Here is a 20,837-nt window from a genome sequence, read left to right on the forward strand (position 1 = left end):
ATAATTGTGTCCCTACCGACTAATTAAAGTCCGAAGCCGCCAAAGTTATAACCAACTCCCACCGATAGCCCAATATCAGTTTCGTCAGCAATCCCGACGTTCAGCCCAGCATTAGCCGTAAACTGACTGCTTAAGGGGACATCTATACCACCTGTTAGCAATAAACCAATGTCATCATCCTCGGCGGTGGAGATCGTTACGCCAGCACCGATGTAGGGGGCGATCCGTAAAGATTCTTCCAAAGCCTCTGCACGGCGGATAGAAAACTCGTAAGTAACAGGAAGAAGGATTATAGGATCGTCACCTAAAATCACGCCGGGACGCAAAGCCAAGGAGTTTGTCAAACCAATTTTGCTGATAATCATCAAGTTTCCATCACCTAAGACCGTATCACCGCTTAAACCAACGTTTACGCCTAGTCCTACATAACTAGAGCCGCCGCGAGTTCTCCTACCTGGAGCTACCGGGAGTTGAGCGACTTCTGGCGAATCGGTCAAATTCTCCAATTGGTTAACAATAGAGGGTTGCTTGCTCAAATTATTAGCATCAGTGGCAGTAGTGCCAGGAATTGGAGCCGGAGTTACATTTTGTTCTAAAGCCGGAGCGGTTTGTTGTAATTGGTCTAAGTTCTCTGGATTAGCCGCAACGGTTTGAGAACTTGGGAGAGGATTATTTGTGACTGCGGCAGAATTATTCGGCTCAAGAAAAGCTGTTTGGTATTGGGAAGCATCTAAAAAAGCTGCCGCAGGAATTTGCGTACTACTGATAGAAAACTGCACAGTGTTCTCTGGTAGTTGGGCAGAGGTTTCTACACTATTATTTGTGGTTTGAGCTTGAACTGTAGATAAGCTCGTGTTAATAACAGCAATCCCCGCCGCTAGGGGCGCTACCACTAATAGATTTAATCCAAATTTGAGTTTATTGAAGTTAATCATACGTTTCTACTCACACACTTTTGTTAAAAACTTAGCATAGGCCATGCTTTTGTTAATCGCTAAGAAGGCAGATATCAAGGATTGGACTGAGCAAAGGGCAGCTAGAACGGACTAGAAAATTACTAACAGGTTTTAAAAGCTCAATAAGCGCAAAAATTTCCGGTTTTGTACTCATTAAAGTAAGTTTATTTGGGATTCGGGCTAGGTTTCTCTCCTACACCTGCCGATTGCAATGCCATCTGCATAAATAGCTTTTGCGAGTTAGTTTGAGGAACCGCCACGTCATCTAAAGTAGCGCCGCGCTTTTTATAACTACCATCAGACTGCAATTCCCAAGCTTGGCAGTTGTCGGCTAAAGTGATGCCAAGAATTTCCTCTAAGTCTTTAGCCAAATCAGGATCTCGCACGGGGGTAATTGCTTCTACTCGGCGATCTAAATTGCGTGGCATCCAATCGGCGCTACCAATATAAATTTCTTCTTCGCCTTGATTGTGAAAATAGTAAATCCGAGAGTGTTCCAAAAATCGCCCGACTACACTAATAACGCGGATATTTTCGCTAATTCCTGGGATTTGGGGACGTAAAGAACACATACCGCGTATAATTAAGTCAATTTGCACCCCAGCGCGGGAAGCTTCGTAAAGCGTAGCAATAATTTGTGGATCGACAAGGGAGTTCATTTTGGCAATAATCCGCCCTGGAATACTACTACTTTGGGTTTGTTCCATTTCCCGACGAATTAAAGCTAAAGTGCGATCGCGCATATTTACCGGAGCTACCAATAACTGCCGATAAGAGCGCTGCCTAGAGTAGCCTGTAAGGTAATTGAACAAATCTGTCAAATCTGCCGCCAAATCTTCTCGACAGCTAAATAAGCCCAAATCTGTATAGAGTCTAGCGGTTTTAGGGTTGTAGTTACCCGTACCGATATGAGCATAACGCCGAATGCGATCGCCTTCCTGGCGCACTACCATTACTATTTTAGAGTGGGTTTTTAGTCCGCTTAATCCGTAAACTACATGAACTCCCACCCTTTCTAACCGCCGCGCCCAATAAATATTATTTTCTTCATCAAACCGAGCTTTTAACTCTACAAGCACCGCTACTTGCTTGCCATTTTCCGCCGCCGCAATTAAAGCATTAACAATGGGCGAATCTCCTGAAGTGCGGTACAACGTCATTTTAATTGCCAGTACATCCGGGTCGCGCGAAGCATCGTTAATAAACCGTAGGACGGTAGAAGAAAAAGAATGATAAGGATGATGTACCAACAAATCTTGTTCGCGGATTGCCGCAAAAAAGTCAAAATTAGAGTCTGTAGAGGGGGAATTAAAAGAGCCTAACTTTTGCAAGCGGGGCGGAATTACAGATTTCCAGGGCGGATCTTTAAGTTCGGGCATTGGCAATGCCAAAAATGACATTAAGCTGCCCAAACCCAATAACCCATCGTTTTCATAAACATCGCTTTCCGCTAATTCTAGTTCTCGCATCAGCCGATGGCGAACAATTTCGGGAGTTTGGGGTTGAATTTCTAAGCGGACTGCAACGCCACCTACGCGCCGTTTACGGAGTTCTTGCTCAATCGCTTCTAATAAGTCATCCGCCTCATCTTCTTCTAAATCCAGCGCACTATCGCGGGTAATCCGAAAAGGATAGTATTCTTGAATATTCATGCCCGGAAACAGCGATTCTAGATTGTGAGCGATCGCTTGTTCTAAAGGTACACCCGCCCACTTTGCCGGAGATCCATTAGGTGTAAAGCTCAATTCTTCTGGTAGCGGCAAAAATCGCGGTAATACTCTTGGTACTTTTACCCTGGCAAATAATTCCTCATCGGTTTCTGGGTTTTTGACGACGACTGCTAGATTCAAGCTGAGATTAGAAATATGCGGAAATGGATGCCCTGGATCTACAGCTAAAGGCGTTAAAACTGGAAAAATTTGCTGCTCGAAGTAGGTTTGTAAATAACTACGCTGTTCTTGGTTGAGATCGATATAGTCAATAATATGAATGCTAGCTTGGTTTAAAAGCGGTCTAATTATTTTTTCAAAGTGTTGGTGTTGTTTGGCAACTAAAGGGCGCAGATGTTGACTCACGGATTCTAACTGCTCTTGAGCCGTCAACCCATCAGGACTTAATTTACTTACCTCTGCTTCTACTTGCTGCTTCAACGCTGCTACGCGCACCATAAAAAACTCGTCTAAGTTGGTGCTAAAAATTGCCAAAAACTTCAATCGTTCTAACAAAGGGGAGTTTTCGTTAGCAGCTTCTTGCAATACCCGATGATTAAACTCCAACCAGCTTAATTCGCGGTTAAAGTAATATTGCGGATCGTTGAGGTTAATTTCCAACGGAGTTTTTTTCGATCTAGGCATAGTTTTACTTGCTTGTAAAGCTGTAATCGTTGACTAATTTTCCAACTTTGGCGTACCAAATTCTTTTTCTTCTATTCCGATCCACCACTGCCCTAAATTCATCAAATCTTGGTGAATTTCTGCAAGTTTTGTAGAGTATTCATCCGCAGAAATACTTGTTCTTGCTTCTTCGAGTTTCTTTAAACGCAATTGTACCAACAGCCAAGGCTTAGAAATGCTATCTGTTGCTTCTATATATTGTGCTAATTCGTTGCTATCCATCAATCTTTTTTAGTTAACACTTTAAAGGCAATTTGAGGTTGATAAAACGCTAAAGGCGACTTGAGTAAATGAGCTACTTCCATTAATAGAGCGTTCATCTTGGGGTCAGAATTTGTCATCTTTAGCAATCGCTCAGTGTAAGAAGTGAAAAATCCCCCCGATTTAACAGGTCTATTTCCACCTTGAGTAGTCGTAAAACGTAAATCTGACCCCGTTGCTAACATCCAAGACAGAGAATTGCTTTTAGCTAACTTTTTTTGGAAACGAGTCGGATTAAGGTCGCCTAAACAGTCGCGCAAAATTGTTGCAGCGATCGCACTTACCGTCATTCCTTGTCCATAAACCGGACACAAAGCACATACCGCGTCACCCAAACAGACAAAGCCTTGAGGTAACTTAATTTTTTCATAATGGCGCAGTCGATTAGCCGTAGCGCGATGAGCATAAATGCGTGATGTTGGTTCAGCGCCTTTAATTGCGTCGTAAAACTCCAAGCTTGGCAAACTACGGGCAAAATCTAAAAAACCTTGATTATCTATCGGGGGAAAGTCACCCCCATACCCGCCTAAAGTTGCAATCCATTCGCCCCCCTCAATTTTTGCTAAATAGCCTAATCTCGTACCTTTTGGCGGCGACTGAGAAATTAGCATTACCTTCCAATTTGATTTAAAACCCTCCGGTTCTTTATAGCGGCGGGTTGCATAGCCTAAAAAAGGATTAATAATGGTTTCTGGTGGCGGCGTAAAACCTAACTCTTGCAACCAACTAGGCGCAGCAGAACGGCGACCACTAGCATCGACAACTAAAGACGCTGGTAACTCCTGGCGATCGCCTGTAGCTGAACGCAAAGCTACTCCGGTAATCCGTGTCTTGCTATGCGAAAGTAGTCCTGTAACACGATGTTTGTCTACAAAATGAATATTGGCGTAATTAGCTAACTGCTGTCTGATACACCACTCCAATAAGGGACGCGAACAACTAACAGAAATCAAGTCGGAGGGAAAACTTGAAGTTGCATTCCATCCCCGACGACTAAAATGATTAAATTCTCGCGTCCAATCTATAGCTATTGCTCCCCCCGCCCTTAATTGTTCCTCAATATTGGGGAATAGTTCAACTAAAATTCTGTACCCTTTAGTAAAAAGAATATGAGGCTGAACAGATTGCGGTACGCCGATTCGAGCCTCTGGCAAATCGGGCAATTTATCGGTTTCAATAATGGTCACTGAAGCAAAACGGTCTGCAAGTACACGAGCGCTCAATAGTCCCGCAATGCTACCACCAATAACAATGGCACAGTCATTGATGTTAGTTGAAGTCAACTTTTTTTACCTCAGTTTTTACAGGTTGCACTCTCTTGATATTAATCAACTTACCTGCAAAAAAAACAGCCAAGACTTCGCCTGACTGTCTGCTCTATTAACTAAAGTAGCTACTAACGACTAGCGAGCGCCAATCTATTATTAACCTCATCCCAATTAACTACATTCCACCACTGCTTAAGGTACTCCGCGCGGCGGTTTTGGTACTTGAGATAATAAGCGTGTTCCCACACATCATTACCCATAATGGGGAAGTTTCCCGAAGACATGGGGTTGTCTTGGTTTGGCGAACTTGTAATCTCAATTTTGCCGTCGGTGGTACGAACTAGCCACACCCAACCACTACCAAATTGCTTTGTTCCTGCGTCGTTAAACTTCTGTTTGAAGCTTTCAAAATCGCCAAAGTTTTCGCTAATAGCTTGAGCAACTGCTCCGGTTGGTTCTCCCCCGGCGTTTGGAGCCATAATTTGCCAAAACATCGTGTGATTTACATGACCGCCGCCATTATTGCGGACTGCGCCTGTAATGTCTTGGGGCAAATTACTTAGATCCTTAATCAATTCTTCTGGGCTTTTTGATTGCAGTTCGGGATACTTTTCTAAGGCTGCATTCAAGTTATTTACGTAAGCCTGGTGGTGTAAGTCATGATGCACTTGCATCGTCTGCGCGTCGATATACGGATCTAAAGCGTCGTAATTGTAAGGTAAAGGCGAAAGTTCAAAGGCCATTGTCAAAAAATCCTTAAGTAAGCTCTTGCCAAGCACAGAGCTATTTGCAAGCTTTAGCACTCATATTAAGCTGACTCTCTAATAAATTCACTAATAAATTGCTACTGAAATAAAAGTTAATAGTTTGTTTTTCGGGTTAAAACTCCAAATCGCTGTTCCAATCAAAGTTTTAGTTTATTTATTGCTCTAAGTTAGCTTGCCAGAATGTCTAACTGTAAATGAAAGTAGACGATCGCACTTTAGTTAACTTTAATGTTGTGTATTTGTTTAAATCACCACTTCATGATATAATGAAATGATTTTATTTATAACTTGATTAATACTCAAACCATCAGTACAAAGTTCTATAGCATCGGGGGCTTTTTGGAGGGGAGCAAGTTCGCGGGTACTATCAGCGCGATCGCGTTCTTGAATAGTTTGTTCTAATTGCTCTAAAGTAATCTCAACTTGCCCTTGGGTTTGAAAGTCTTGCTGGCGACGACGGGCCCTTTCACTCACAGAGGCGGTTAAAAATACTTTCAATTCAGCATTAGGAAAAACATGAGTACCAATATCCCGTCCTTCGGCGACTAAGCCACCTTTAAGCCCCCAAGATTGTTGCTGCTGTAGCAAAGCACTTCTTACAGCTTTTTGAGATGCGATCGCGCTGACATTGGCTGTAACTTCCGCACTACGGATTACTTGGGTTACTTCTTCGCCATTAATCCACACTCGCACCGGATAATCTAAATCGTCGGTACTGCTAGATAATTGGATAGAGCAATTGCTAACTACTTGAGCAATCGCGCGCTCGTCATCTACAGAAATTCCCGATTGCAAAACAAGAAAAGTCAACGCCCGGTACATTGCCCCCGTATCGAGATAAACTAAGCCCAACTCCGCCGCTACAAGTCTTGCTACGGTAGACTTTCCCGCCCCCGCCGGGCCATCAATAGCAACAATCGGTGATCGCACTTTTAACAATACATTGTCAATTAACCTTGCAGATCCCACACGAACAGAAATCGCTAGTAATCCTCGATCTTCAATTTTTTCTAAAGGCATTAATGTATCTGGTTCTACTAATTCAACATATTCAACAGCTACACATTCAACTGTTGCCAATTCTTTATTTACAATAGCTTCCAATACTTGGCGATCGCGTTCTCCAGCTTGAAAAGCCAGCTTTGCTTGCTGCAAACTACGATTCAAAACGGCTGCTTGCTCTATTTGCACTGGGGTCAAATATTGATTGCGGGAACTTTTAGCAAGTCCTGACGTTTCTCTAACTGTTGGACAAGTAACAATTTTTACCGAAAAATTCAAATCTTTAACCAACCGTCGAATAATCGCAACTTGTTGAGCATCTTTTTGCCCAAAATAAGCTTTATTTGGTTGAACTATATTAAATAACTGAGTAACAATCGTTGCTACTCCTTGAAAATGTCCTAGTCTGGTTTTGCCACATAAAACTGAGGTCATACTACTAGGTGGTACAACTTGAGTACGAGAGGATAATTGCTCGTTTACCCCCAACTCTTGAGCCTCTGGGGCAAAAATAGCATCTACGCCAGATTGCTGACACAGCAAGCGATCGCGTTCCAATGTCCGAGGATAGCTCTGATAATCTTCTGTAGGAGCAAATTGCAAAGGATTAACAAAAATACTCACAATTACTAAATCGTTTTCCTTTTTAGCTCGTGCAATTAAGCTTAAATGACCCCAATGCAAAGCCCCCATCGTTGGAACAAGACCAATGGAAACCGAGGGATTATCTGTCTCATCAGGCGATTGATTTCTTTTTTGGTACAGCTTCAAGTAGCAACGCAAAGCTGCAACCGTTGTAAACAGGCGCACCTAGATTTCCTCAGAATTTTTGCTCACCTGTTAGTTTATCGTCAATCCTTGGTAAGGATAAACAAAAGTTGTCTCCCTACCAATTCCCAATTACCAATTCCCAATTACCAATTCCCCTATCTACCTAATACCTCAACCTGTACTGGGGCTACACCACTTTGCATAACTCCTACTATCCGCGCCGCCGCCGCCGAGAGATCAATAATTCGTCCCCGGACATGAGGGCCTCGGTCAGTAATTCGCACAACTACCGAGCGACCAGTCCGTACATTAGTTACTTTTACCTTTGTGCCAAAGGGTAAACTACGATGAGCGGCAGTTAAGCCATTTTGGTTGTATCTCTCACCGTTGGCACTGCGACGACCGTGAAACCCTGGCCCATACCAAGAAGCCATGCCACGAGAACCAACTTTAACAGCTTGAGCAACAACTTGCTGGGCTTGCTTGACGATTTGAGGTTTTGGCGCTTCTGGTAATCCCGCAATGACCTTTAAAGGCGGTGCATTGCCCAAAAGTCGGCGCAGACGATTGGTTACTTGCAAAGCATCTAAGGCGGGATCTTTTGTGGTGTCTGGGAGTAAGGTTTCGGTGTTGATTTCTACCAATTCTTCACCGTTAACTCTAATGCCGTAGCGATCGCTACTTTTCCAACTTACGGCAATTTCTTGAGCATCCAAACTTGCTAAATTGATTTGATTGAGCTTGGCTGCAACTCTAGTTGCTCTCCAAACGGGGGTATTGCTAGATTGTAAATTATTCTCTTTGTTGACAACCTTAGTTTCGGTAGTGGCAACTTTAACTTTAGTTTGATTATTGATGGATTCTGTTTTGCTAGTAACTCTGTCTTTGGCACTCAAAAACGTTAAAACCGGAAGATTTTGAATGTAGATTGTCGCAGCTTGACGATTTGAACCAACTTGTTGATGGGGATGAATTCTAGCAATTACTTGACCATCGGCTCGATTTTTTACTGGGGACTTGTACTCACCCACTTTCACCACAGGCAAATTTTTTGCCCTAGGGCTAGAAGTAAGTGCTGGTTGACTGTCTCTTGTCGATTCAACTTCTCGAACAATTTCAGCCTGACTGGCTAATGGAATTGCAATGGTAGTTGTTAGCAGGGCGGCAGCAGTCCACAAAATTTGTTTATTCATGTATCCGTTGTGTTGACAGTTTGCAATTTGCAGTTAAATCCGTATTGGAGTTGTTGCCAAAGGCGATTTTTTTATACTCCAAACTTGGACTCGTTATGTCTTTATTTTTTGATTAACAACTGCAACAGACTAACACGAAGGTTTTAAGTTGGGGATCAGTGCCATAACGCAAAAGATATAAATTTAATCTATACTTTTGACGGAGTACAGTGGAGTAAAAGCAGACTATGCCAATGTTTGCAGGTTTTTATACCTACTGCCTTTATGAGAAAATATTTATAAAACTTTACAAGACTTGTTACAATTCTTTTCTTGGTTTTTGAAGCAGGCTTAAAGGCTTATAGCTTGTAAAATACATCGTGGACGTGCGATCGCAACAGAGGCAGTTTAGTTTTTATGGATTATCGAGAGGCAGGGGTAGATGTTGAAGCGGGGAGAGCGTTTGTAGAACGAATCCGAAATTTAGTTCACAGCACCCACAGACCAGAAGTTATCGGGGGATTGGGTGGGTTTAACGGCTGTTTTCAGTTACCTGGAGGCTTTAAGGAGCCAGTTTTAGTATCGGGAACTGATGGAGTAGGGACAAAATTAAAACTAGCTCAAATTCTCAACTGTCATCATACCGTAGGCATAGATTTAGTAGCAATGTGTGTAAATGACGTACTCACAAGCGGAGCAGAGCCATTATTTTTCTTAGATTATTTAGCCACCGGGAAGTTACAAAGCGAACAATTAACCCAAGTAGTTACAGGGATAACTACAGGGTGTAAACTAGCTGGCTGCGCTTTACTCGGTGGAGAAACGGCGGAAATGCCGGGATTTTATCAGCCGGGGGAGTACGATTTGGCAGGTTTTTGTGTGGGAATTGTCGAAAAAAGCCGGATGCTGGATAGATCCCAAGTAAAAATTGGTGATATGGCGATCGCTTTAGCTAGTGATGGATTGCATAGTAATGGTTTTAGCTTAGTCCGTAAGATTGTAGACCAGAGTAAATATAGTTGGAGCGATCGCGTTGAGGAAGTAGGGAGCAGCTTCTTAGGAGAAGGATTGCTCACCCCAACCAAAATCTACGTTAAACCTGTACTTGCAGCCCTTGCGAACGGTTTAGAAATTCACGGTATGGCTCATATTACCGGGGGAGGGTTGCCAGAAAACTTACCTCGCTGTTTAGGTGAAAATCAATCTATCCAGGTGAATGCTAATAGTTGGGTGATTCCACCAATTTTTAATTGGTTAGCAGAAGTTGGCTCCGTAGATAAGGCGGCAATGTTTAATACTTTTAATATGGGAATTGGTTTTGTATTGTTAGTACCACCAAACCAAGCTAGGCAAGCAATAGAGTGGTTTAACTCCCAAGAAATTGCCACCTATGCGATCGGTGAAGTAATCGCTGGGACGGGTAAGTTAGAGGGGATAACAGACATTAGTTAAAATACCCAATCCAATTTAATATTTTTTTCGCAATAAAAAGGTAAGTCTCTTATTTAAAAAAGACTTACCTGTTGTAAATATACACAAAAGTAATTAATACATCAGTTAGACAAAATTACGATTTCTCGAATTTCTACGACGAATACCAATTACTGAAGGACGAGGTGCGCCCAAAGCATTGCCCTTAATATTACTGGGCCAATTGCTACCGCGTGGGAGAGTTCGATTTTGAGTAAACAAAGTACCATCCAAATTCAACATCTCAATATCACGATTAAGAGTAACTTGAGGAGCGTAGGGGCAATCTTCCCCTGGGTGCTGAATAGAAATAATTAGCGTATCTGACACAAAAGTAGGGCCAGTCATTTCACAGCGTGGCGGCCCATAGGCAAAAGGTACAACTTCTCCAGCCTTTGCGCCACTGGTGGGAATATAAAATAGCCAGTTATTGCCAAACACCCCAATCAAGCTAGAAGTCTCGACATTTTTATCAGAAGCAACCGCACTCGTTGAGCTTGCGCCTACTACAGTATGTTCAATCAGCTTAGGAGTCGCCGCCGCACCCACATCAAAACCATTGTGAGAGCCAGTAGACATATCTGTTACACCCCAGACATTTTCCTGGTTGTCAAATACCAAGTTGTCTACATTCGCAAAACCAGAGCCAATTTCCGCCCCTGCTTCTCCACCTTTGGCAAATCGCGTCCAACGGAAAAATAAACCTGTACCATCAGCACTATTTTCAGTGATTTTAAATAGTTCCCCCGACGGTTGAGCATCATTGATAGCGCTAGTGTATTTAGACACAACAAAAATCTTGGAATCAGGATAACCATCGCCCCCGGCTGCGCCGTCGGTATAAGCGATAAACACTTCTTTAGTACGGGGATGCACTTCTAAGTCTTCAGGACGCGCTGTTGGCGTTGCTCCCACCAAATTAGCCGCTAAGAAAGCATCACAAACTATCGCACCTTGAGTTGAATAAAAGTCTGATAGCCGCTTGTTACGGTAATCTGGGAGCGCTTCCGCCTCGCCAAAGGAAGTAGTTACACCGCTAGAATTCACAACGGCGCTAGTAGTAACAGATAAAGAACCACCATCGGTAGTTTGCCCTGCTACGCCATTGCGCCGGGGTAAGCGAACAAGTCCGTTATTACTCGCTTTACCCAATTGAGCAATTTCTGTAGATGCAATATCAGAGGGACGATTGGGGCTAGTTTTGGTGTCTAATTGAAGCGGAATCCATCGCCCTGTACCATCAGGCTGATAGCGCGCAGCGTAGAGAGTCCCAGACTCAAATAAAGCACTGTTATTTTTACTTGTAGGGTTAGTTACCTGGCGATCGCTCACATATTTATAAGTATGACCTCCCCGGCGATCATCACCCATATAGGCTACTAATTTTTTACCTCGCTCAACGCGCATGGTAATGTTTTCGTGGCGGAATCGACCCAAAGCTGTATGTTTGCGGGGGCGACAATTGAGGTCGTTAGGATCGATTTCTACCATCCAGCCGTATTTTTCTCCTACCATGCCAAACTCTGCCCCAGTCGTGCCAGCAATGTACCCAGTTTGAGTACCATCGGGTTTTACTGCTTCTTGCACGCCTACAAAGAAGGCTGTACTTGCTTGGAAGTTTTCTTCGGCGGACATAATTGTTCCCCAAGGAGTTGTCCCGCCGGAACAATTGTGTCCTGTACCGATAATTTTATTACCCAAACCATCGCTACTAATATTAAATACTTCCGCCGCCGCCGGGCCTGTACCAATTAAATAATTTTGGTCGCCTTGCTGATAACTTTTAGCTCCCCAAGCAGTGACGGCTTTGTAAGCATCCATCCGTCCGCTATTGATTCCTAAGCCAGAAAGGGTGTGAATGCGTCGGTTTTTGGCATCGCTGACGACCCCAAAGCGCCCACCGCGAACTCTTCTAGAAATTCGTAAAATCGAACCACCCATGTTGTACAAAAATTCGCCTAAAAGCGTGCGATCTTTGACTGTAGGGGTATAACCGATAACAGACGTAAAGGATTCAGGGAATCCGGTCAAGTCGGTAGGCGATTCTGGTGCTAAAGCGCTAATGGGATAAGAAACATATTCGTGATTTACCCACAAATAGCCATCGTTGTCGCCATTAATCGGCACAAAGCCTGTGTAGTCACAGTTGTAACCAAAATATTCGTCTTTATTGGGAAATACGCGATCGCCCCAACTAACAATAACGTAACGCTCGTACTCTGGCGGTACTACCACATCATCAATAATTGTGTAGGTACTTAACCTTGTATCCGTCGCCGCATTTAGAACGTTTCCGCGTTCTACACCTGTAGCGTAGTAGCTATTTTGCTGTTGATAAATAGGTAAAGGATGAGGCAAACGCACGGGAGTAAATTTTAATGTTTCCGCCGCTTGAGCCGTGCTATCAAATAATTTTTCGCCTAAAATTGGCGCAAACGCTGCACTACCAGCACTTGCACCAAAAAACACAAGTAGCTGTCTTCGAGTAAGCTTAGACATCAGACCTCTTTATTGCTTAAAATTGCCGTAGTTAAAAAATGCTTTTTGGCAACAATAAGTTTGTTGTCTTTGATACCATACTCTTACGAGATTAAAATGAGTTAATGTTTGGGTTAACACTAAAACAAATTTTTCCTAAAGACTTTGGTTTAATTAAATTTGGTAGCAAACCTGCGCTAAAATCGCCTAAAAATAACTAAATTTTCAGTCATCTCGGAAGCCAGGATCGCTCTGTTGGGAACTAAGATTTACTGATAATCTATGTAAATTAGGTTTAGTTTTCTGAGGTAAATTAAAGCCCAATAAAATTTCTGCTTTAGTAAAATACTTAGTCCAAGATTCGATGCTAGGTTGAGCTTGCCAATTAGCGCGGGAAACTCTAGAGGAAAGTATTGGTACTACTTGCCCATTGCGATCGCAACTTACAATAATTCCAACTTCTGTAATTTTTGATAACCGATTGAACTCTTGGTTGATTAAATTAATAGCTGTTGATTCAGCTTGCTGCATCAAGTTATTAAAACTTTGATTTGCACCTGTCTTTAGGCTGATATTTATAAATTTAGTCTCAGCGAAAGCTGGACAATTGAATGGTAAAAATAGAGCAATACCAATTACCAAGCAATTATTGAGATAATTACCCATTCCTAATTCCTAAAAACACTCTGCATTAAAGTAAAAAATTGCCTAATGCAGATTTAACTCAGGTTAACAGTTGCTAAATTAACAAGTAAGTAAGCATTAGTTAATTTTGGGTAAAGAAAGTTCTACAGGCTAACGGGGTCGAAACTCTACAACATCGCGTTTAATTGTGATATCGTAATTGCTAAAAAAATCTTGCCCTAACAATCCCAAGTCTAAGTTTGCCGTCGGAGCGATCGCCACAGGGACATTATTAACTACCGCACCACCCACTTCTATAGAATTAACGTTGCCAATAGAAAATTCTACATTGCGATCGCTAGCAGTATTTGCTGTAGCTTTACCTATCGGGACAACTCCCAAAACCGCAGCCATTTGTTGAGTAATTACTGTACCACTAGCCCCCGTATCGACAATCATTTCAAATTGCGTACTGTCATTGAAAGTAACATCAACTACAGGAGTTCCCCCATGACGGGTTTTGATCGCTGCTTGAAACACTCCCGAACTTGTGGGAGTAAGTATTGGTAGCGGTTGTACGGGGGTAACAATAGATCCGGTGGGCAGAATTGCGCGCAAGGGAGCCGGACGCGGTGGAATCGGGCGAATTACTTGTTGCTGGGCGTACTTAAGATTTTGTTGGTACTGGATAATTTTTTTTTGGGCGATCAGTTTGTAAGGACTGTGGGTTGGTACAGTTTTCATTAAGGCGATCGCTTCGCTCCATTGTGCTGCTATTAAGCCCCAATCTTCTGCACCTTGAGCAGATTGAGTAATAGTTAAAGCCCCATAAGCCTTATCTAAAGCACTTTCAAAGCGATCATGTTCAACTACTTGTGGCGGCGGCAATTTTGCTGTTTGTGGGATTGCGAAAGGTTCAATTGCTACTTGAGGATTTTGCTTTTTAGGCAATTTAGCTGCACTAAAGCTATTACAAGCAGTGCCGATTAATCCTAGTATTCCAGTTAGCAAAATTAATTCTAAACGTAGAGATAGAAACCGTTTCATACTTGCGTAAAATTACTTAAAATTGTTTGTAGTATTTTTGCTATCAATTCTCCAGCATACAAAATTTTATTAGCGATGTCAGGTAATAGATGATATTTATTAAATTCACACCTTAAAAGCAAAAACCCCTCAGTTATTAACGGGTAAAACGTTGCTATTTATAGGTTCTCTCCGTTGCCTCAAAGTGCAAAAAATAGCAGAAGCTCAAGACTAGCTTGCCAAAGAAGCTAGTCAAAAAGTAATCTGATTCAAGAGCAAAACTTAATTGTTAAAAATCCTCAGCTTAAAGGCACTGCAACTTATGAGTAAAAGTAGCACCAACTACTTCAAAAATAGTCTGGTACTGACAATAGCTGTCGCTATTTCAACAATTTTGGCAACTTCGGTAAAAGCGCTGCAAGTGCAAGTTAGCCCAGCCAAACCGCGATTAGGAGATACTTTAACAGTAGTCGTAACTCCAGATAATCCCACCGCCTCTAGCCCCCCATCGGTGACAATTAACAAAAAAACTTACCCCACCTTTGCCATCGCCGCGAATAAATACCGTGCATTTTTACCGACAACCCCCCTGCAAAAGCCAGGTACAAGATCGTTACAAATAGATGCTGGAGCGGAAACTAAACAAATGTCGGTATTTGTAGGCGATCGCAAATTTCCCGTCCAACGAATTAGACTATCCCCAGGAAAATCTGGGCTTGAAGCTACAGAACACGAGCTAAAGCGCGTAGCCGAGCTTAAAGCGCTGAAAACTCCGCAAAAATTTTGGGATGGAGCTTTTCTTAAGCCTAATAAAGGCAGAATCTCTGCTATTTACGGAGTCCGTCGCTACTATAATGGTAAATTCGCTCAAGACTACTATCATCGTGGCGTAGATTATGCCGGAGCTATAGGCTCTCCAGTTATAGCTCCCGCCGATGGGCGCGTTGCTTTAGTTGGCAGAGTTTCCCAAGGTTTTCGCGTCCACGGTAATATCATTGGCATTGATCACGGGCAAGGGGTAATTACGACTTACTTGCACCTCAGCCGTCTTAATGTCCAAGAAGGAGAGGTTGTTAAAGCAGGTCAAGTAATTGGCGCTGTAGGTTCCACAGGAGCCGTAACAGGGCCACATTTACATTGGGGATTATACGTACAAGGAGAATCGGTCGATCCTACTCCTTGGCGCGAGCGCAAATTTAATTAGCTCTGTTTTGCAATTTTTCTGTAATAGTAAGGCAAAATTATTGAGTAATGTAGAAATCACCAGCAAGTGCCATAGAGTTTAGGGACATTATGGGTATTGAAAAAATAGTTGAACAAGCCCTTCAAACTGGTTATCTTACACCAGCAATGGAAGCGGAGGTAGGGTCTATTTGCGATGCAGCCTCAGAGCTATCTGCTGCGGAGTATATGGGGTTAGATAAGCTGATGGGGTCGCTGCTAACTGGGGAAGTAGTAGCTGTACAACGCAAGCAGTTTATCAATGTCATGGAAGAATTGGTACTGACTGAAGCCTTAGCTAGAGTGGCAGAAATAGAAGTTACGAGCGATCGCCATCTCGATGTTGGAGATATTGCAGCCTATGCTTTAAACCGCCTGCCCCCACTGTATGCCACCACGGAAGAAGGTGGCAATTATCAACGTCAACGAGCTAAGGAAGAATTGGATCAATTGATTATTCAGCAAGTAAACGAAGCGATCGCCCAAAGCATAGATCGTCCTGACTTTTTCCCGGAAAGGCAAGCTTTAGGCAAAAATTCAGGGGAAGAAGTTTTAAAACAAGTCAGCGCCCTACTTCAAGCTTACGCTCCCTCCTTCGAGCAAGTGCCAGAGTAAATCGCTTTGATGCTTCTACCTCTATATGAAGATTTGTTTGCTTGCTTAGGGGTTTTTAGCAGAAACCCGGCAAACTCAAATTAAGAACGTAATGGTTGCTTTTTTACCGCAGTAATAGGTGTAAAAAAGCAGTTAATTGTAGCTGTAGGTGGCAAGGTGGGCGATAACAAAACTATTTTTAGTCTTGATAATAAAGTTGTGCTTCAACTTGCTTACTGTCGTTCGTTTAGCAAATCATCCCAAAGATACTACAAATTCGCGCCCAGTAAAAAACATTACCACCAGGAACAAATGGCTTGAGCCTATAGGCAGCAATTGGCAACAGTATGGGCTATCCTATCGCCGCCAAATAGAGCCAAGGGCGAGTACACTCAAATCGGGAACTTACTATTAGTAGACTTGTCTAGTAAAATGGGATGTTTCTTATTGGCGTGTATGAGTCTAGCTATTTCTGTACCCTGGTCATCAGTTGAGGCAAAGTCTCCTCAAGCACCAGTGCAAATAGATAAATTGTCAAACTACGATTTAATTTTGCGTTGTCAATCTGAACGCAGCCCAGATCGTGCTGCTTTTTCTGAGTTACTGCGGCGCTATCAATCTCACGTGGAACGGGTGTTGTATCACCTAGCTCCTGATTGGCAAGATCGCGCGGATTTGACTCAAGAAGTTTGGATTCGAGTGTATCGCAATATCAAACGTTTACAAGAACCAGTCAAGTTTCGGGGCTGGTTGAGCCGCATTGCTACCAACTTGTTTTACGACGAGTTACGCAAGCGTAAACGAGTGGCAAGCCCTCTGTCTTTAGATGCTCCCCGTTTTATGGAAGATGGGGAAATGAACTGGGAAATTGCTGGCGAAAATCCCTCCCCAGAGGAGGAGTTAACAACGCAAGAATTTTATGAACAATTACAGGAGGCGATTTCTGACTTGCCCGAAGTCTTTCGCACAACCATAGTTTTAAGAGAAATTGAAGGTTTAGCCTACGAAGATATTGCCGAAATTACCAAAGTCTCTTTAGGAACCGTCAAGTCAAGAATAGCTAGAGCTAGAACTAGACTTCAATCTCAACTGCAAAGCTATTTAGATGGTTAAAACTCCCAAATAACTTTTTATGTAACTTGGCAAAAATGTTAAAATAGACCTTGAATTTAAAAATCCCTCGGTTGATTTGAATAACTGCTAAGTAACTTGTTCGCCTTTAATCCCGGTAATAAAAATACTTGATGAATGATATGAACACACAGAAGCGCGACTTCTTCGAGCTATTAAGTGCCTACCTAGACGGTGAAGTCACTTCTACAGAAAAGCGACAAGTAGAAGAACGTTTAAACAATGATGCCGAAACTCAGAAGCTATACGCACGGTTATTGGCACTGCGCCAAAATTTTCAAACTCTACCCGTACCCCCTGCATCGCAAAACGTAGAGCAAACAATTCAACAGGTATTTGGCAAAATAGAAAAACGCCGCCAGTATCGCTCGTTGAAGTGGGCTGGTGCGGCAGTAGCGGCGGCAGTTATTGCGGCAGTATCAAGCGTTATTCCTGGTCGTCAGGTGCTACAGATGGCGAATGTAAGCAATCAGGCAATCCGCACAGAAGAAAAGTTAGTAGTTGCCTTAAATACTCCCTTAGTTGAACTTCCCGAATCTGCCTTTGAACCCCAAAAAGCAGCACCACACAAGCAATAATCGGAAATTTTTATTATCAAAATAAGCTGTTAGCAATAGTTAGCAGCTTATTTTTTGCTAGTCCACCAGCCATTGCTAATCAAAACACCTTTATAAGCATCAATTTGTTGTTGGTTCATACAATAAACCCATGCTTTACCCAAGGAATTAAAGTTTGGGTTGTAAACTTCTATTTGGTATCGCTGGTAGAGGTTTTGGCTAATTGGCTGGTTAGGATCGTAAATTTCTAATTCGTCTAAAGTTTGTAAAACTGTAGTGTCGTAAAACGTCAGTACATAACCCCAGACAAGATCAGATTCAGGAAATATTGCGGCTGGATAGCCCATTGGTAAGTCGTATAATTTACCGTAGGCGATCGCTTCAATAACTTCTACAGCTTGAGTGCAATAGAAAGGATAATTTTTTTCTCCTGGCTTTAAAGTGCCGTATACAAAAACTTTTAACAAAATAAATACCCTTTTGAAAAGTGTCAATAAGCTCAGGAAAAACCGAGATTGTGCCACAATAACGAAACACCAATGCGCGATCGCTTCAAGTCAGGAGTTTGTTTGTGGAGTCCCGTTATATTCCCGCAGTCGTAGAGGAAAAGTGGCAGAAAAGTTGGGCAGATATTGGCTTAGACCGCACCTCTACAGATGAAAGTAAGCCAAAATTTTATGCTCTCTCTATGTTCCCCTATCCATCGGGAAGCTTGCATATGGGTCACGTCCGTAATTATGTAATTACGGATGTAATTGCCAGACTCAAGCGGATGCAGGGTTATCGCGTACTGCATCCGATGGGATGGGATGCTTTTGGACTCCCGGCGGAAAATGCGGCAATTGAGCGGGGTATTCCTCCTCAAGAGTGGACGTATCAAAATATTGCTCAGATGCGGAGTCAGTTGCAACGTTTAGGTTTGTCGATTGACTGGGAAAAAGAAATCGCCACTTGTGCGCCCGAATATTACAAATGGACGCAGTGGATTTTCTTACAGTTTTTTCAAGCTGGGCTTGCTTACCAAAAAGAAGCTGCCGTAAATTGGGATCCTATAGACCAAACTGTACTCGCCAACGAGCAAGTAGATAGTGCGGGAAAGTCTTGGCGCAGTGGCGCTATGGTTGAGCGTAAACTATTACGGCAATGGTTTTTAAAAATTACCGACTACGCCGAACAACTGCTAAATGACTTAGACAAGCTGACCGGATGGCCGGAGCGAGTTAAAACCATGCAGGCAAACTGGATTGGCAAATCTGTTGGTGCTTACCTAGAGTTTCCCATTGTTGGCTTAGAAGAAAAAATTGGCGTGTTCACAACTCGCCCTGATACCGTTTATGGCGTGACTTACGTTGTTTTGGCTCCTGAACACCCTTTGACAGCTAGTGTGACTACGCCAGAGCAAAAAGAAGCGGTGGAAGCGTTTATTAAAGAAGTATCAAGTCAAAGCGAATTAGAACGCACGGCGGAAGATAAACCTAAACGGGGGATTCCTACCGGGGGGATAGCGGTTAATCCTTTTACGGGTTCAGAAATCCCGATTTTAATCGCCGATTACGTGCTGTACGAGTACGGTACAGGGGCGGTGATGGGCGTACCAGCCCACGACGATAGAGATTTTAAGTTTGCTAAAGAAAAGCAACTGCCAATTCAAGTAGTAATTGTGCCACCAGGGACAGTAAAAACATCGTCTAAAACCTCTTTAAAGGCAGCGTATACAGACGCAGGACTCGTAGTCAATTCTGGCGCTTTTGAGGGGATGGACTCTGTAAAGGCGATTGGTGCGATCGTTCAGTATGCCGAACAAAAAGGCTACGGTAAAGCAAGAGTACAGTACCGCCTGCGGGATTGGTTGATTTCAAGGCAACGGTACTGGGGCGCACCAATTCCAATTATTTATTGTCCTAGTTGTGGCGCTGTACCCGTACCAGAACAAGATTTGCCTGTAAAATTGCCTGATGATGTGGCTTTTACTGGGCGCGGCGCTTCTCCTTTGGCACAATTGGAAAGTTGGGTAAATGTTCCTTGTCCGACTTGTAGCCAGCCTAGCTTGCGCGAAACAGACACGATGGATACTTTTATTGATTCTTCGTGGTACTTCTTGCGCTTTGCTGATGCAAAAAATGACAAAGAAGTTTTTGCTAGTGCCAAAACTAACGATTGGATGCCTGTAGATCAGTATGTAGGCGGCATTGAACACGCAATTTTACATCTATTGTATTCGCGGTTTTTTACTAAAGTATTGCGCGATCGCCAACTAATCAACTTTGATGAACCTTTCCAAAGCTTGCTAACTCAAGGCATGGTACAAGCAGTTACCTACAAAAACCCCGTTACTAATAAATATATTCCCTCTGCTTTAGTAAAAGAACAAGATCCAAAAGATCCAGAAACTGGAGAAGAATTGGAGGTTTTCTACGAGAAAATGTCTAAGTCGAAATACAACGGCGTAGCACCAGAAGATGTAATTGCCCAATATGGCGTAGATACCGCCCGGATGTTTATTTTATTTAAAGCGCCGCCTGAAAAAGATTTGGAATGGGATAAGGCGGATGTTGAAGGGCAATTTCGCTTTTTAAATCGGATTTGGCGGTTGGTGAGCGAGTTTGATGGGGCGAAAATAAGTATTGGAAACGGTAACTTGAGTAAGCCCGAAAAAGAGCTACGAAGAGCAATTCATACAGCAATTAAGGAAGTTACCGAAGACTTAGAAGGGGAGTATCATCTAAATACGGCGGTTTCGGAATTGATGAAGTTAAGTAATGCGATCGCAGATTCTAAATGTTTTGACTCTCCCGTATACGCGGAAGGGATTGAGACACTAATGCAGCTACTCGCGCCTTTTGCGCCCCATATTGCCGAGGAATTGTGGCATTTGAGCGGTAAAACGGGTTCAATCCATCAGCAAACATGGCTTACTTACGATCCTAATGCTTTAATCGCCGATGAGATAACGCTAGTAATTCAAATTATGGGCAAAACTAGAGGCACAATTCAAGTTCCCGCCCAAGCTGATAAGCAAGAATTAGAAAATTATGCCCGTCAGTCGGAAGCAGCTATACGTCATCTGGAAGGGAAGGCGATTAAAAAAGTAATTGTTGTGCCGGGAAAATTGGTTAATTTTGTAGTTTGACTTTGGGTAACTGGTA

At 42.9% G+C, this 20,837-nt stretch carries 17 protein-coding genes; 6 read left to right on the forward strand and 11 right to left on the reverse strand.

Going from position 1 to position 20,837, the window contains the following annotated elements:
- Nucleotides 1-23: 23 nt before the first annotated feature.
- The 7 genes from C7B70_RS06455 to C7B70_RS27585 form a co-directional block, all read right to left on the reverse strand.
- Nucleotides 24-935: a hypothetical protein gene (locus C7B70_RS06455; protein WP_106368237.1), complete on the reverse strand. Its 912-nt coding sequence runs from the start codon at nucleotides 933-935 to the stop codon at nucleotides 24-26.
- Between the two features lie 185 nt (nucleotides 936-1,120).
- On the reverse strand, nucleotides 1,121-3,310 hold the full coding sequence (gene ppk1 / locus C7B70_RS06460) for a polyphosphate kinase 1 (RefSeq protein ID WP_106368238.1): 2,190 nt from the start codon (nucleotides 3,308-3,310) through the stop codon (nucleotides 1,121-1,123).
- A 33-nt stretch (nucleotides 3,311-3,343) separates the two neighbouring features.
- Complete coding sequence (locus C7B70_RS06465; RefSeq protein ID WP_106368239.1) at nucleotides 3,344-3,571, reverse strand: hypothetical protein; 228 nt, start codon at nucleotides 3,569-3,571, stop codon at nucleotides 3,344-3,346.
- Nucleotides 3,571-4,893, reverse strand: coding sequence for an NAD(P)/FAD-dependent oxidoreductase (locus tag C7B70_RS06470; RefSeq protein ID WP_106368240.1), 1,323 nt, complete (start codon nucleotides 4,891-4,893; stop codon nucleotides 3,571-3,573). The genes C7B70_RS06465 and C7B70_RS06470 overlap by 1 nt, the downstream gene beginning before the upstream one ends.
- Nucleotides 4,894-5,006: 113 nt before the next feature.
- Nucleotides 5,007-5,621, reverse strand: coding sequence for a superoxide dismutase (locus tag C7B70_RS06475; RefSeq protein ID WP_106368241.1), 615 nt, complete (start codon nucleotides 5,619-5,621; stop codon nucleotides 5,007-5,009).
- 267 nt (nucleotides 5,622-5,888) lie between these two features.
- Nucleotides 5,889-7,457: a bifunctional pantoate--beta-alanine ligase/(d)CMP kinase gene (locus C7B70_RS06480; protein WP_106368242.1), complete on the reverse strand. Its 1,569-nt coding sequence runs from the start codon at nucleotides 7,455-7,457 to the stop codon at nucleotides 5,889-5,891.
- A 116-nt stretch (nucleotides 7,458-7,573) separates the two neighbouring features.
- Entirely contained in the window at nucleotides 7,574-8,611 is a 1,038-nt protein-coding gene (locus C7B70_RS27585) for a septal ring lytic transglycosylase RlpA family protein (RefSeq protein ID WP_106368243.1), read from the reverse strand.
- A gap of 396 nt (nucleotides 8,612-9,007) precedes the next feature.
- Between C7B70_RS27585 and purM the strand changes: the two genes are divergently transcribed.
- A complete protein-coding gene (purM, locus tag C7B70_RS06490; RefSeq protein WP_106368244.1) occupies nucleotides 9,008-10,042 on the forward strand; it encodes a phosphoribosylformylglycinamidine cyclo-ligase in 1,035 nt (344 codons plus the stop codon).
- A 105-nt stretch (nucleotides 10,043-10,147) separates the two neighbouring features.
- Here purM and C7B70_RS06495 read toward each other — a convergent pair whose 3' ends face one another.
- From C7B70_RS06495 to C7B70_RS06505, 3 genes are all read right to left on the reverse strand, one after another.
- Nucleotides 10,148-12,559 (reverse strand): PhoX family phosphatase, encoded by a 2,412-nt coding sequence (locus C7B70_RS06495; RefSeq protein ID WP_106368245.1) that lies wholly within the window; start codon nucleotides 12,557-12,559, stop codon nucleotides 10,148-10,150.
- Between the two features lie 204 nt (nucleotides 12,560-12,763).
- Nucleotides 12,764-13,204, reverse strand: coding sequence for a hypothetical protein (locus tag C7B70_RS06500; RefSeq protein WP_106368246.1), 441 nt, complete (start codon nucleotides 13,202-13,204; stop codon nucleotides 12,764-12,766).
- A gap of 129 nt (nucleotides 13,205-13,333) precedes the next feature.
- Nucleotides 13,334-14,209 carry a TIGR02281 family clan AA aspartic protease gene (locus C7B70_RS06505; RefSeq protein WP_106368247.1) on the reverse strand — a complete coding sequence of 292 codons (876 nt, stop codon included), beginning with the start codon at nucleotides 14,207-14,209 and terminating at the stop codon, nucleotides 13,334-13,336.
- A 301-nt stretch (nucleotides 14,210-14,510) separates the two neighbouring features.
- Between C7B70_RS06505 and C7B70_RS06510 the strand changes: the two genes are divergently transcribed.
- The 4 genes from C7B70_RS06510 (at nucleotide 14,511) to C7B70_RS06525 (ending at nucleotide 17,712) form a co-directional block, all read left to right on the forward strand.
- On the forward strand, nucleotides 14,511-15,392 hold the full coding sequence (locus C7B70_RS06510) for a M23 family metallopeptidase (RefSeq protein WP_106368248.1): 882 nt from the start codon (nucleotides 14,511-14,513) through the stop codon (nucleotides 15,390-15,392).
- An 89-nt stretch (nucleotides 15,393-15,481) separates the two neighbouring features.
- Nucleotides 15,482-16,024, forward strand: a complete 543-nt coding sequence (locus C7B70_RS06515; RefSeq protein WP_106368249.1) for a late competence development ComFB family protein — start codon at nucleotides 15,482-15,484, stop codon at nucleotides 16,022-16,024.
- 435 nt (nucleotides 16,025-16,459) lie between these two features.
- Entirely contained in the window at nucleotides 16,460-17,116 is a 657-nt protein-coding gene (locus C7B70_RS06520; RefSeq protein WP_106368250.1) for a sigma-70 family RNA polymerase sigma factor, read from the forward strand.
- Between the two features lie 131 nt (nucleotides 17,117-17,247).
- The gene (locus C7B70_RS06525) at nucleotides 17,248-17,712 is read left to right on the forward strand and encodes an anti-sigma factor (protein ID WP_106368251.1); all 465 of its coding nucleotides are present in this window, start codon (nucleotides 17,248-17,250) and stop codon (nucleotides 17,710-17,712) included.
- A 47-nt stretch (nucleotides 17,713-17,759) separates the two neighbouring features.
- On the opposite strand, the gene C7B70_RS06530 is transcribed toward C7B70_RS06525, so the two are convergent.
- Nucleotides 17,760-18,158: a gamma-glutamylcyclotransferase gene (locus tag C7B70_RS06530; RefSeq protein WP_106368312.1), complete on the reverse strand. Its 399-nt coding sequence runs from the start codon at nucleotides 18,156-18,158 to the stop codon at nucleotides 17,760-17,762.
- A 104-nt stretch (nucleotides 18,159-18,262) separates the two neighbouring features.
- On the opposite strand from C7B70_RS06530, the gene leuS reads away from it, so the two are divergent.
- Nucleotides 18,263-20,821: a leucine--tRNA ligase gene (gene leuS, locus C7B70_RS06535; protein ID WP_106368252.1), complete on the forward strand. Its 2,559-nt coding sequence runs from the start codon at nucleotides 18,263-18,265 to the stop codon at nucleotides 20,819-20,821.
- The last annotated feature ends 16 nt before the right edge of the window (nucleotides 20,822-20,837 follow it).

It is taken from the genome of Chlorogloea sp. CCALA 695, from assembly GCF_003003885.1.
GTDB lineage: Bacteria > Cyanobacteriota > Cyanobacteriia > Cyanobacteriales > Chroococcidiopsidaceae > Aliterella.